The organism is Leptospirales bacterium (assembly GCA_019694655.1).
GTDB lineage: Bacteria > Spirochaetota > Leptospiria > Leptospirales > Leptonemataceae > SSF53.
Genome location: JAIBBN010000001.1, coordinates 484309 through 497500 on the forward strand (window position 1 = coordinate 484309; position 13192 = coordinate 497500).

General features: G+C 60.6%; 14 protein-coding genes (1 of these 14 cut by a window edge). 7 read left to right on the top strand and 7 right to left on the bottom strand.

The window, feature by feature from the left end:
* Positions 1 to 3 precede the first annotated feature (3 nt).
* From K1X75_02290 to K1X75_02300, 3 genes are all read right to left on the bottom strand, one after another.
* Positions 4 to 1629 (bottom strand): hypothetical protein, encoded by a 1626-nt coding sequence (locus K1X75_02290; GenBank protein MBX7056868.1) that lies wholly within the window; start codon positions 1627 to 1629, stop codon positions 4 to 6.
* 73 nt (positions 1630 to 1702) lie between these two features.
* Entirely contained in the window at positions 1703 to 2551 is an 849-nt protein-coding gene (locus K1X75_02295; GenBank protein ID MBX7056869.1) for an RNA polymerase sigma factor, read from the bottom strand.
* 31 nt (positions 2552 to 2582) lie between these two features.
* Positions 2583 to 2897, bottom strand: a complete 315-nt coding sequence (locus K1X75_02300; protein MBX7056870.1) for a DUF1304 domain-containing protein — start codon at positions 2895 to 2897, stop codon at positions 2583 to 2585.
* A 206-nt stretch (positions 2898 to 3103) separates the two neighbouring features.
* Between K1X75_02300 and K1X75_02305 the strand changes: the two genes are divergently transcribed.
* Positions 3104 to 3424 (top strand): hypothetical protein, encoded by a 321-nt coding sequence (locus tag K1X75_02305; GenBank protein MBX7056871.1) that lies wholly within the window; start codon positions 3104 to 3106, stop codon positions 3422 to 3424.
* Positions 3425 to 3447: 23 nt separating this feature from the next.
* Here the strand turns inward: K1X75_02305 and acs are convergent, their stop codons facing one another.
* Positions 3448 to 5412: an acetate--CoA ligase gene (gene acs, locus K1X75_02310; protein MBX7056872.1), complete on the bottom strand. Its 1965-nt coding sequence runs from the start codon at positions 5410 to 5412 to the stop codon at positions 3448 to 3450.
* Positions 5413 to 5516: 104 nt separating this feature from the next.
* On the opposite strand from acs, the gene K1X75_02315 reads away from it, so the two are divergent.
* Entirely contained in the window at positions 5517 to 6329 is an 813-nt protein-coding gene (locus K1X75_02315; protein ID MBX7056873.1) for a FecR domain-containing protein, read from the top strand.
* Positions 6330 to 6339: 10 nt separating this feature from the next.
* Here the strand turns inward: K1X75_02315 and K1X75_02320 are convergent, their stop codons facing one another.
* Both K1X75_02320 and K1X75_02325 read right to left on the bottom strand, forming a co-directional pair.
* Positions 6340 to 7146, bottom strand: coding sequence for a hypothetical protein (locus tag K1X75_02320; protein MBX7056874.1), 807 nt, complete (start codon positions 7144 to 7146; stop codon positions 6340 to 6342).
* On the bottom strand, positions 7118 to 7441 hold the full coding sequence (locus tag K1X75_02325) for a hypothetical protein (protein MBX7056875.1): 324 nt from the start codon (positions 7439 to 7441) through the stop codon (positions 7118 to 7120). The genes K1X75_02320 and K1X75_02325 overlap by 29 nt, the downstream gene beginning before the upstream one ends.
* A gap of 122 nt (positions 7442 to 7563) precedes the next feature.
* Between K1X75_02325 and K1X75_02330 the strand changes: the two genes are divergently transcribed.
* Entirely contained in the window at positions 7564 to 8598 is a 1035-nt protein-coding gene (locus tag K1X75_02330) for a hypothetical protein (GenBank protein MBX7056876.1), read from the top strand.
* 27 nt (positions 8599 to 8625) lie between these two features.
* On the opposite strand, the gene K1X75_02335 is transcribed toward K1X75_02330, so the two are convergent.
* Positions 8626 to 9606, bottom strand: coding sequence for a M23 family metallopeptidase (locus K1X75_02335; GenBank protein ID MBX7056877.1), 981 nt, complete (start codon positions 9604 to 9606; stop codon positions 8626 to 8628).
* 83 nt (positions 9607 to 9689) lie between these two features.
* On the opposite strand from K1X75_02335, the gene K1X75_02340 reads away from it, so the two are divergent.
* The 4 genes in view from K1X75_02340 to bioA are tightly spaced (each overlapping or abutting the next) and all read left to right on the top strand, a layout consistent with a single transcriptional unit that may run on beyond the window.
* Positions 9690 to 10547, top strand: a complete 858-nt coding sequence (locus K1X75_02340) for a hypothetical protein (GenBank protein MBX7056878.1) — start codon at positions 9690 to 9692, stop codon at positions 10545 to 10547.
* Positions 10544 to 11236, top strand: coding sequence for a thioredoxin family protein (locus K1X75_02345; protein ID MBX7056879.1), 693 nt, complete (start codon positions 10544 to 10546; stop codon positions 11234 to 11236). The genes K1X75_02340 and K1X75_02345 overlap by 4 nt, the downstream gene beginning before the upstream one ends.
* Positions 11233 to 11907 carry a dethiobiotin synthase gene (gene bioD / locus K1X75_02350; GenBank protein MBX7056880.1) on the top strand — a complete coding sequence of 225 codons (675 nt, stop codon included), beginning with the start codon at positions 11233 to 11235 and terminating at the stop codon, positions 11905 to 11907. The genes K1X75_02345 and bioD overlap by 4 nt, the downstream gene beginning before the upstream one ends.
* Positions 11897 to 13192: the 5' portion of an adenosylmethionine--8-amino-7-oxononanoate transaminase gene (bioA, locus tag K1X75_02355; protein MBX7056881.1), read on the top strand. Its footprint extends 78 nt past the window's final position; 1296 of the gene's 1374 nt are visible here — the first part of the coding sequence; it begins with the start codon at positions 11897 to 11899; its stop codon lies off the right edge, out of view. The genes bioD and bioA overlap by 11 nt, the downstream gene beginning before the upstream one ends.

Genomic DNA, 13192 nt, shown 5'->3' on the forward strand with positions numbered 1-13192 from the left:
CCATCAATGGTCGGCGTTTTTGTTCTGCCGCGCTGTCTCTGAAAAATCAAGCAGCATCCACAATAGGAGTAAGGCTGAAACTTCGGCGAAAACCAGGTGATAGCCAAAAAGAAAGGCCGGCGCGGCGGCCAGTGGCGCAAGGCAGATGGCGCGACGTATTCTTTGTAGATCGCTCTGGCCGCGCTCTTGCCAGACCTGCCGCACCGCCTGGCAGTAAAGCCAGAGACAGAAGAGGAAGACAAGCATAGCCGCAGCGCCTCCCTCCAGCAACAGGCCCGGAATCAGGCCTGGAGGATTTTCCGGTGCAAAGGATGGATCGCCGGCGCGCAAACGCATCAGACCGACGACAAAGCTCCCCTGGCCGCCTCCGGTAAGCGGCGCCTCGCGAATCAAGATCGCACTCGCCTCAAACAATTTTGCACGAACCGGATCCAGGATTGCAACAGCGGCCGCAATACCGCCGTGCTGCAGCTCGTCCAGAACGGCTGGCGCCGTTTGTAACATTCGTTGCCCCGCTGCACTGCGGCTGATTGCGAGAAGAGGCAAGAGCAGGGCAAGAATCATTGCGCCTGCGATGGCAGCGCGGCGCATTGTCGAGGATTGCCGGCCGATCAGAGTCGATTGCAACTGGGGGTAGAGCGCCGGCAAAATCAAGAGTGCGGCAATGCTTTGCAGCAGGATACCGCGTCCTTGATAAGGAAATATGACCAGCAGCAACAGGCCGTAGAGCGTGCTATGCAGCAAGGGCGGCCAGAGCAATTCATGCCCGCTCTGAGACTGCGCCAGCTTCCTGTGCAGCCAGCGAACCGGATACCAGCAGGCCAGCATGGCCAGCAGCGGAAAGAGCACCGTAGAAGCGCCCGTATCCGAAAAGAGCGCCGGCCGCCGGCCTGTGGAAAGACCCTGATCGCTGATTCCGCTGCTGAGCGCCGGAAACAGACCTTGCAGCAAGAAGACGGCAAGGCTCGCCGCAAATCCAAGGCTCAAGCCGCGCGCCAGGCTACAAAACGCGCCAGACAGATCGAAGGCGCGTCTGCCAGGCAGTCGCTCGCTAAGAACCCAGAGTGCAGGTCCAAGCAGGCTCCAGCCGCTTTGCAGCGCAAGATGCAGGCCGTAGTTAGCGCTCATGCCTGGCGCCAGCTCGCGATCCTGCCAGCGCCAGTGGCCATCGGTCTGCATATAATAGAGAATAACATTGCGGGCAAGCAGCAGCGAAAGGCCAAGGACAATGCCGCCGGGCATCAAATCCAGCGCAAGCTGCCGCCAGCGGCTCGTTGGCCGTGAAGCAGGCGACCCTGGCAATGGGCGCGATTTGATCTCCAGCCACAAGCTCTGGATCAGAAGTCCGACGCTCAGGCCCAGAAAGATGGGAAAGAGCACGTTGTGCGCCGGCCTCTGTAGAATGAGCGCCGGCAAGCGTGGTGCGGCGACAATGGCAAAGCCGACCGCTGCAGCGCGCCACTGCGGGCCAAAGCCAGCCAGCAGAACGGCCGCTGCAAACTCCAGCATGAGCGCGTTTCGAAAAGGCCCCGAGTTGTAGTGTGCCGTCTGGAGATAGAGCCAGAGCCACGGCGCCGCCAGCGATAGCAGGACGGTCACAATTGCAATGGCCAGCCACGAACGGCGCATGCACTCAAGAGCGCCGCTGGCAGAAGAGGGCAATCGTTTTCGCTGCTGGCCTGAGCGGCCTGGAAAGGGGCGCTCACGGCGACAGATCGCGACGCGGTCGAGCGCCACGCAACAGACGCTGGATGCCGCGCTCCAGACTTTGCGGCGCCCGATCATAAGGACCCTGCTGGTAGAGTTCGCGAAGACTCAAGCTCAGCTGTTGCTGGCGCTGAAAGCGCCGCTGAATTTCTTCCAGCTTGCCCTCGGATTGCAACTGGCGGCCAAGCTTCTGGTACGGAGCAAGCATACCCGACTGCTGGCAAAAGGCGACTCGCCTCTCGCAGCGGCAGGGATTGGCGCTTCGAACCAATCCGCAATGCGATTCCACAAAGCCCTGCATACGCCGGCGTGCGCGGCTGAGTCGCTGGCGAAAGGCAGCCGGCGATATTTCCAGGACCAGAGCGCCATCCTCTCCGCTCATACCCACCACGACTCCCAGCAGGAAGGCAGCGCGATACTCTGGCGGCAGGACCTGCAACATGGAGTAGCTGCAGGCGGCGCGCACCTGCAGCGCGGCGTCATTGCTCGCCGCTGGCGCTTCTTTCCCGGAGAAGTCCTCCGGTCGATGGGCTGCCGCCAGCATGGCGAAGCGGCGCATCTCGCGCCGCCGGGTCCGCTTTAGATTCAATAAGTAGTTGAGCGCTATGCGGTAGGCCCAGGTGCTCAATTTGCTTTCGCCGCGAAAGGTAGATAGATGCGTTAGAATGCGCAGCAATATCTCTTGCGTTGCATCTTCGGCATCTTCTGGACTCCAAAGAAATCTCAGCGCCAGGGCAAAGATCCGATCCTGGAGGAGCGACATCAGTCGCTCGATGCTGCCGGCCTCGCCGGCGATGGCGCGCCCGATCAGGGCGCGCTCTTCTGCTTCGACCTCAGCCGACATGCTTTGCCAGGCCTCGATCTCGGACCGCCGATCAGCTGGCCTGTGGTTTCCAGGCAAAAGCAGCTACCGCAAAGCCGATGGCTGCCGGCAGGGCCTGCGTGAACAGAATGCTGAATTTGGCCGTGGCCGCCCCAAAAATTCCGGCAACGACCACACAGCCCAGAAAGAAGAGCAGGACCTGGCGACTTAGATCGGCGCGGCGAATGAGATAAGCGGCCCAGAAGAGACCGGCCGCCAGAAAGCCATTGTAGAGGCCCTGGTTCATGGCCAGCACCGCTGAACTGGCAGCCTGTTCCGGGCTTGTTCCAAAGATCTTCAGACCGATCGGCTCTTGCCAGAGAAACATCTCCAGAATCAAGAATAGAATGTGTTCCACGGCCACAATGGTCGCGATTACTTTGCTCAACGTGCCCACAGGCGCCTCCTCGACGGTTCAACCGTTTTTGACTTTTGGACACCGTCGGTCATCCATTTGTGACCGTCCGGCGCCGAAAACTATGTCAGGATTTTGCAGGCCGAAGAAAAAAGGGCCTTCCAATCGTCCCAGAAGCTATGAGCGTAAGCGAAAGACAGATGCGCCTGATCCAGGCGGCGGCCCGCATCCTGGTGGATGAACTCGGCATGATCAGCGAGGATGCGCTGCGCACTATTGGCGTTGCCCTCAACGCCGAACTGGCCGCACATCAGACCAGCATCGAACAGCTGAATATCCAGCAGCGTTCAGTGCGCGCCGCTTTCATCCGTCATGTGGTCCACCGTGTGGAACGTGATATCAGAGAGCGTCACGAGTATCCCGCCGCGCACATGAAAAAGGCAATCGAGGGCTTCATGGCCGCCCTGGTGCACTCCTGGGAGCAGGAAAGCGGGGCCTGAGTCCTGGCCTTTCGCTCGAACCGCTAGCTGTGGTACTTCTTCTTGTCCTCGATCAGCTTCTCTACGACTGAAGGGTCAGCCAGGGTTGTGATATCGCCCAGCGAAGAGAACTCGCCCTCGGCAATTTTTCGCAGGATGCGGCGCATGATTTTTCCGGAGCGCGTCTTGGGCAGCCCCGGCGCCCAGTGAATTACATCCGGGCGAGCGATCTTGCCGATTTTCTCGGACACCACCTCCAGCAGATCCTTCTTCAGCGCGTCGTTGGACTGGACGCCGTTCTTCAAGGTGACGTAGGCATATATGCCCTGGCCCTTGATATCATGAGGGAACGCGACCACCGCGGCCTCGGCCACCGAGCTGTGTTCCACCAGAGCGCTTTCCACCTCGGCGCTGCCAATGCGGTGGCCGGAAACATTGAGCACGTCGTCGACGCGCCCTGTAATCCACCAGTAGCCATCGGCATCGCGCCGGGCGCCGTCGCCAGTGAAGTAGCGACCCGGAAACTGAGCAAAGTAGGTATTGAAAAACCGATCGGGATCGCCGTAGACCCCGCGCATCATGGACGGCCACGGAAAATCGATGCAGAGATTGCCGCTTTGTTCGCCGTCGGCAGGGAGCGGTTGGCCTTCGTTGTCTACCAGCACTGGCCGAATTCCAAAAAAAGGCAGGGTTGCTGAACCGGGCTTCTGGGCAATGGCCCCGGGCAGCGGCGCAATCAAGATCGATCCGGTTTCGGTCTGCCACCAGGTGTCCGTCACCGGACAGCGGCCCTTGCCAATGTTCTGGTAGTACCACTCCCAGGCTTCGGGATTGATCGGTTCGCCCACGCTGCCCAGCAGTCGCAGCGATTGCAGCGATCGCCGCTGCACCGGTCCCAGTCCCTCTTTCATCAAGGAACGGATGGCGGTGGGCGCAGTGTAAAAGACATTTACTTGATACTTATCAACTACATCCCAGAAGCGCCCGGCGTCCGGATAAGTCGGCACGCCTTCAAACATGATCGAGGTCGCGCCATTGGACAGCGGTCCGTAGAGTATGTAGCTGTGCCCGGTGACCCAGCCAATGTCCGCTGTGCACCAGTAAGTATCCTCCGGCTTGTGATCAAACACATAGTAGTGCGTAAGGCTGGCTCCAAGCAAGTAGCCGCCCGTCGTATGCAAGACGCCCTTCGGTTTTCCGGTGCTTCCTGAGGTGTAGAGTATGAACAGCGGATCCTCGGCATCCATGGCTTCGGCCGGACAGTCCGCGCTGAGATCCGGATTGCGCAAGGCCAGATGCCACCAGTGGTCGCGGCCTTCGCGCCATTCTGTATAGTGTTCCTCCGGAGCGCGACGCACCACCAGCAGACAATCAACGCGAAAGCTGGAGCGCGCCAGGGCCTGATCGACATTGCGCTTCATTTCGATGATCTTGCCGCCGCGGTAACCGGCATTGGCGGTCACGATCAACTTTGGCTGGCAATCCTCGATGCGGCCAATCAGCGAGTCAGGGGAGAAGCCGCCAAAAACCACGCTGTGTACGGCGCCAATGCGCGCACAGGCCAGCACGCTGATGGCCAGCTCCGGAATCATGGGCATGTAGATCAAGACTCGATCGCCCTTCTGTACTCCGTACTGCTTGAGGAGGTTGGCCGCGCGACAGACCTCGCGATGCAACTCCTGGTAGGTTAAAGTCCGCGATTCTTCGGGATTGTCGCCTTCCCAGATCAACGCCGCTTTGTTTTTCAACGGTCCGGAGAGGTGTCGATCCAGGCAATTGTAGGCGGCATTGAGCTTGCCGCCTTCGAACCAGCGCGCCTGGGCCCGGGCAAAATCATGCGCCAGCACTCGGTCCCATTTCTTGAACCATGTCAGTCGCTCCGCTTCGCGCGACCAGAATTCTTCCGGATCCCGAATCGATTCTGCGTACATCTGCTGGTATTTTTCCAGACTGATGTTTGCCTGAGCGGCAAATTCGGCTGCGGGCGGGTACAGGCGGCTTTCGAACATGCCAATTGCCTGCGGCCATCGTCAGCGAAGGCAAGTCAAAAAACCATTGACTGCGGCTGGAAAAAGTTTGCTGCCGGCGCGCAAGAACCGTCAAACTCTACAGGATGAAACGTAATCGTAGAAACATTTTCCGGGCGGGGGTCGTTGCCGCACTGCTCAGTTGTACAATTTCCCTCTCGATGCTGCAGGCGGCAAGCGCCGCAATTGTGGTGCGAATAACCGGTTCCGCCATTTTGAAGAATAGCAACGGCGAAGTCGATCTGGCTCAAGCGCAGCGTCAAAACCGCGACTTGATCCTGGCCAGCAACGACACCGTAATTACGCGCCCCGGCAGTCACGTGATTCTGGCTATCCCTGGCGCGCGCGTCGCTCTTGGCAATGGCGCCAGCGTCCGAATTGCCGAACTGGAAGTGGACGGTCAGGGCCGCAGCCGCGGGCAAATCGATCTACTCACCGGTTCTGTTGCCGTGGAGGCCGATGCCGGACAAACTGAACTGCGCGTAAAGGGCGCCACGGCCGTTGCGGCAGTGCGCGGGACGCAGTTCATTGTTGAAAATTTGGGGTCCGGGTCCGCTGCTTCAAATCCAGATGCGCAAACCACAGTGCTGGTGGGCGAAGGCAGCGTCGCTGTTACGCCGCGCAATGGACCGGAGCAGGCAGTGGAAGCCGGCCAGAAAATCATCTGCGATGTGCGCACAGCCAGACAGCAAATCCTGGATGAGCACGATCGCGTGAAGATGCGCATCTTTCAGGAGTTTGCCGCTGTCCGCGATGCGGCGCGTGATGCAGTACGGCGTCAGCGCGAAAGCGGACGCAACGCCATCGATGAAATTCGCAACCAGCGTCCGGGCAATCTGCCGACGCCGACTCCAGAACCTGCGCCTGCGCCGGAACCCGCACCCGCTCCAGAACCTTAGGCAATCGAGATCAGCAGCCGGCGGCAGTCAAAGCCGCGGCCGGCTGCTGCAGCCACTGCCGGAAACGCTGCAACTGTAGCTCCAGGCTGTCCCGGCCAATCAATGCTTCCATGTCATCCTCGCCGTGCAGGTAGAGGCGAACGAGTCTGGCCAGACGGCGCTCTTGAAATAGAAACTTGATAAAGTAGACGCTGCGAACTGCGGCCATGGCGCTCCAGCGGGCAGGTCGCGCAAAGCTTGCCCAGTCTGGCGGTGGTTCAGCGCGCAGCGATGTCAGGTAGCTGCGCAGCTGGTCCGGAACATCGCGTCGTTCCGCTACGCAATCGTGTTCCCAGCGGGCGGCGCCTTCTTGCAGCCAGAGCGCCAGACCCTCTTGCAACCAGTAAGGAGCATCCTGCCGCCGGCGATACAGGTAGACATGACTGAGCTCATGGCGCAGCAGGGCGATGCTTAACACAGGGGACAGCAAATGGAGTTCATCGCGCCCCGGATGATAGCGCGCCAGCGATTCCAGACCGGCGCGATCGCCGCTGCGATAGCGAGCGAGATCGCGAAAAACTAAAATTCGCGGTCGCTCTACCTGGCCAAAGCAGCAATTTTCCAGTTCCAGAGATGCGCGATCGGCCAGCGCGCCCACAGCCTGTAACTGTTCCTCAGTGGCGCCGTCGACTGCTGCCAGACGAAATCCGCGGTAGTCAATTCGCGCTTGAAGGGGCCAGCGCGCAGATTGACAGGCTGCAAAGAACAGACAGACCAGCAGGGTCCCTTGCCGCAGCGGAGCGGAAATTTCAGGCGCCCTTGAGCGAAATCTCAGCAATCTTTTGAATCTCCACTAATTCCAGAATCGCATTGACCTTGCGATCGACATGAATAAGCCGGAGTACGAAGGTGCGTCCATTGCCGCGCAGGCTGCGATGAATGTTGACCAGCTCGGTGATGCCGAGGGAATTCAAATACTCCAGATGCTGCAGGTCAATCGTCACTTCCCGCCAGTGCTTTTCAAAGACGCCTGCTTTCTCCATGGCCGTGAAAATAAGATTTTCTCCGTCCATTCGCGTCGTATCGGCGCGGATCAACAGACGATCTTCTTCGATTTGCAAATGAATTGCCATGCAGTGCGTGGCACCTTGGGCCAGCGGCGCCCCGCCAGGCAAGAGCAAAAATGCCTGACTGTGCTGCGCCGTTCGCCAGGGGATGACAGGCCTTGAGAACTGGCGGCTATCAGATACAAACAATGAACTGGAAAAGCGCGTCGCGCAGTCTGTTTTTCTGGTGTCTGCGGCATTTCTCCTGGCTGGCCGCCGGCGCCTTGTTTTTGTACATTTTCTGGCGCGGCATGGCTCAGGGCGCCGCGGTTGCACTGCTTCTAGCGCTGCCGCCGGTTGCGCTGGGCGCAGCCGCAATTGCTTTGCTGGGGCGTTGGATGATCGGGCGTATGCAGCTGATAAGCCTGCGACCGCTTCCAGAGCTGATCCTGTTGCTGCTGTCCGCTGCTTTCTTGATTCTAACGCAGGCCTTGCGCGCCGGTCCCTGGAGTATGCCGGTCTTACTTGGTTTTCTGGCGGCAGCCTTGCTGGCTTTGCGACTTGGCCGAACGGGGATCTTCGTTACGACAACGCTGGGTCTCGCCATGCTTGCCCTCCTGGTGAGTTTGCTGCTGTTGCATGCAGCACTGGAACGAGGCTGGCTCTATCTGCAGTACAGTATACAGCAGAGCGAGCGGAGCCTTTCCGCAGAGGAGGCCTGGCAGGCAGATCAACAGGGGGCATGGACCATGCTCAGCGGCCGTTCGGCCTCCGGCCAGTGGCTGCGGCTGCGGCTGCCGTCCCGCTTGCACTGGAGCGATGGCATCGAACGCGGCTTTGTATATGGCGCTCCCGAATTGGGGCGCGCCCTGCTTTACATTAGCGCCCGCCGCGAGGACCCGCTGGCGCCGCCGGCGCTTGTCCTCTATCTCAGCCCGGAGCTTGGACAGGAAGAGATGGCCAGTAAGCTGGCCGCTTCCTTGCAGCACCGCCGTAATCTTGGCGAGGTGCGCGATATTCATTGTGGCGAGAATTTCAGCGCCAGCCTGGCTGGCGGCGCGGAGGCGCATGGCGCGGCCTGTCGCTACCGCGACCAGGTCAATGGCGCTTTGCTTCGCCTGGCCGCGCTGCCGATCCTTCGCGGCAATACGCACTACATAGTATTGCTCATCGATCCGCAGACCGAAGGATTTCCGATGCATCCAGAGCTGGCAGCCATTCTACAATCGCTGACGCTTCGTTGACGGACAATATCTAGCAGCGGCTCTCGCTCAAGGCGCTTGTGCTGGCGCCGTAGGCAGTGAAAGTAGCGAAAGCGGATCGGCCGCCTGACCGCGGATGCTCAGCGCCACATGGAGATGGGCGGCGGTAACCATGCCCGTAGCGCCAGCCAGACCGATCTGTTGTCCCGCCTCCACAATTCCTCCCTGGCCCAGCATGACTTTGCTCATATGTAAATACATGGTAAATACGCCCTGGCCATGATCCAGCAGTACGAAGCCCCCTTCATAAAAGAACTGTCCGGCCAGCGCTGCCCGGCCGCGAGCCATGGCAAATACGGCGGCGCCTTCCACGGCGCGCAGGTCCAGGCCGCGATGGACGGTGCTGCGCGGTTCAAGCGGCAGTCTCCTTCCGCCCTGCAGGCGATACTGCTGCACGATACGCCGCGACCAGAAGGGCGAGGTGATCCGGTGCATGTCTCGCGGATGGGAGAGATGCTCATCCAGCAACCATTCGTTGCGTTGCGCTACAGCGCGCGCTTTGCGCTGGCCTTCTTCGGCAATGCGCTGTCGCGCCTCAGCGCTCAAAGAGCGCTGAGGCTGTGAAAACGATCCAAGGTCCATCTGGGTGCGGAACTCTGGCCAGGCGACGGCGGCAATCGGCAGCGAGATGGTCGCTTGCGGACCGAGCTGCAGGCGTATGGCGGCCGCATCGACTGGAAGGGCAATGACGGCCTGCCAGCCGCGACTGGTTCGCGTCAGCGGCGTACGCTGACCGTCGACCTGCAGCCCTCGATCGCCTGGCTCAAAGTCCGCCGAAAACTCCAGCAGCGCCGCTTCGCCCTGTGCCAGGCGGCGGGCGTAGAGCCGCAGAGCGGCGCCGCCCAGACTTAGTTCCTGTCGCAGCGGCGCCGGCGGCTGGTAGCCAGGCGGCGTATCGACTGTATTGGCGCCCAGACGCAGCTGTGTACGTTGTTGCGCCTCTCTTGCGGCCAGAGCCGCCTGGGCCTGAAGCGTTCCCGGGCCAGACAAAGCAAGACATAGCGACGCGGCGCAGAAGATGATTCCTGGTTGCCGTACTGGCCTGAGGGCGCTCTTTATCCGATGTGAGAAGAATGGGCCTTCGACTGAACCTTTTCCTGGCCTGCGCATTTCTGGCAAGCTCCGCCGCCAGTGCCGAGAAGCGCTACCGCGATCAAGATTTTATCGAGCTGCAAACGGGCGCGGCGACCATTGCGTATTCTCCGGCTTTGCAGGGGCAGGCCGATGAATTTAGCCTCAAGTTTGCGGCGGGCGTCGCCTATCTGCAGCGCAGCTTTTCCGGCGAGGGATTGCCTGCGGCGCCGCGTTACTGGCTGGCCGCCGGACCGGAAGAGATGCGCGACCTGCTGCAACAACGGCAAGTCACTGCCGATCGCGCTGAGCTGGATTTGGCGGCGCGATTGGGCGTCTACAGCGCTGGAGCGGAGGTCTTCTTGATCTGTCCGGCCGGCGCCGATCCAGGCGGCGCCATGGCCACTGCCTTTCACGATCTGGCCAGGCGCTATGTGAGCGTCCAAGGCGGCCGCGGCATTGAGCAAGCGCCGTGGTTCAGCGCTGGCCTTGCGCAATTGATGGCGCTGCGCGCTCTTGATGGTCGCAGCGGCGAGGCGGTGGTCGCAGCGCTGCGCACCGAGGTGGAATTGCCTGCCGGTCGTCCGCTGCAAAGCCTGGAACAAGCCGGCCATTGGCGTCAGGCGATCGTATCCAATCCTCAAGAAACCCTCAAAGTTGCCACGCTTGCTGTCGCTTACCTGGAGACACAAAGCGGGCCATCTACCGCCGCCGCGATTCTTGGACAATTGCACAGCGGCGCCCCATTTGCTCAGGCCTTTGAGCGTTCCAGCGGGATGCGACTCTACGAATTTGAACAACGATTTCTGCGCGAGTTTCGTCGGCAGAAGCCGGCCAGTGGCAGGCGCACACCGGTATGATACGCGAACTCTGGCGTCTTGGCGCTGGCGTACTCGCTTTTGGCATTGGCTTTCTGCTGCACACTGTTTTCAGCAGCGGTGCAGAAGCGGTACGCTTCCGCGTCTATCAGTGGCAGTCGCCGCTGGATTTCCTCTTATTGATTCTGGCCTTCTTTCTGTCCGCCATTGCCTGGATCTGGCCCGCGCCTGTTGCAAACGATGAAGCGCCTCGCAACAGGCGAGGCCCAGCTCTGCTATCGGGACTCAGCCTCGGTCTGGCCCTGGCAAGCTTTCTTGGATTTGAGGTAATCGGCCAGGCGCCTCTGCACTGGCAGAAGGCCGCGCCGGGGGCCCCGGGCTTCGATCAACCGGGCGTGGAGCTTGCGGCTTTGACCGCGGCGAGAGCCGCCGGCCGGCCGGCTTTGCTATATTTTCATGCCGATTGGTGCACTTCCTGCGCCGACTTCGAACGCTTTGGAATTGGCAATCCGAGACTGCAGTCCGTCTTACAGGACTATGTTTTGATCCGCGCCGACGTCACAGATGTTGGTCGCTGGCAGGCAACCTTGCACCAGCGCTACGCGGACCCGCCGCTGCCCACGCTCCGTATTTACAATCGTCGCGGCCTTTTGATTTCACCGGTATTTTCCGGCGCAGAGCTTTCGCTGCGCGCCCTCGAGGCCTCGCTGGCCGAGGGCGCCCGACCGTGAAGTCGGTCTTTGTTACCGGCGTCGACACGGGCATAGGCAAGACTGTCAGCAGCGCCGCATTGTTGCGCCGTTACCAGCGCGTCCCAGGATTGCGCTACTGGAAGCCGGTGCAAACCGGCGCAGATGATGATCGCCTGACTGTTGCGCGGCTCAGCGGTCTTGGCGATCGCTGGACAGCGCCAACGCTCTATCGATTTGAAGCGCCGCTCAGTCCGCATCGCGCCGCCGAACTGGAAGATGCAACGATCGACGCGGACCGGATCCAGCAACGATTCAAGCAGCACTGTCAGAGCGGTCCTTTGATCATCGAAGGCGCCGGCGGAATCATGACGCCGCTTACACGCCAGCTACTCTGGCTCGATCTCTTACAGCAAATGCAGATTCCGGCGGTGGTTGCGACGCGTACCGGCCTGGGAACAATCAATCACAGCCTGCTCACTCTGCACGCGCTGCGTTTGCACAACATTCCGATTGCCGGCTTGATCTTTTGCGGCGAGGCAAACGACGACAATGTTCGCACTATTCTAGAGATGGGCGATTCGCGAAGCCTGGGCCGTTTTTTTTATGCGCCCTCCTTGCGCTTTGACCCGCAGCTGGACCTTGATGGTTTGCTGGCGGAAGCGCTTGACTGGCCCGATGATGCAGCTTCGATCGCAAGTCATGAACGCTAATCGAGGCGAAGCGCCCTGGCTATCATCGTATCGCGACCATGCCTGGCAGCCATACACGCAGATGCAACTGGCGCCCGCGCCGCTGCTGGTGCGCCGCGCAAGCGGCGCAGAGCTACTTCTGGAGGACGGCCGCAAACTGATCGATGCCATTGGCTCCTGGTGGGTCAACATTCACGGCCACTGCAATCCGCGCATCAATGCCGCCATTGCCAGGCAACTTCAAGAATTTGAACACGTGATCTATGCCGGACTGGTCCATGAACCGGCGTTGCAGCTTTCGGCGCGTCTTGCGCAGTTGAGCGAGAAGCGTTTGCCCCGTTGTTTCTTTTCGGATAACGGCAGCACCGCCGTAGAAGTGGCAATGAAGATGGCCTACCAGTCCTTCTGGAATCGCGGTCTTCGGGAACGGCGGAAGTTTGTCACGCTGGGCGGCGGCTACCATGGCGATACCTTCGGGGCAATGGCCGTCGGGGCGCGCGGCGTCTTTCATCAGGCCTTTGCCCCGCTGCTTTTCCCCGTACACAGCATCCCGCAGCCGCACGTTCCCTTTGCCTTTTTTCGAAACGAGCCAGCGGCGCTGCAGAGCCTGCAACCGACGCTGACTGCCCTGGCCGAGCTGCTGCAGCGAGAGGGGGAGACGATCTGCGCACTGATCCTGGAACCAATTGTTCAGGGCGCTTCCGGCGCCTTCAATTTCTACCCGCCGATTCTCCTGCGCCAAATCCGCGAGCTTTGCGATCGGCACGAAGTCCTGCTGATTGCCGACGAGGTCTTTACCGGTTGTGGCCGGCTGGGGCGGATGTTCGCCTTCGAGCACGCCGGCGTCTGGCCGGATTTGATGGCGCTCTCCAAAGGTCTGAGCGGCGGCTATTTACCCTTTGCCGCGACCCTCGCCAGCGAACAGGTCTTCGCCGCCTTCCTGAGCAATGAGCGTCAGAACACGCTGTTTCATGGCCACAGCATGACCGCCAGCGCGCTGGGCTGTGCTGCAGCCCTGGCCAGTCTCGATCTACTTGCTGAGGGCGCACTGCAGCAGTCCGCAGCGCTGGAAGCCCAGCACAAGCGCGCTCTTCTAAAACTGCAATCAGGAGCGGTCGCCGATCTAATTGGCGAAGTGCGGCAGCTGGGTTCCGTGGCGGCAGTCAAACTGCGGATCGATGCCGCCTATACCTCCGAATTTGGCTGGCGCTTCATGCAGGCCGCCATGGAGCGGGGCGCCCTGCTGCGGCCGCTGGGGGACGTAATTTATCTTACGCCTTGCTACAATATTTCTGAATCGCAGCTG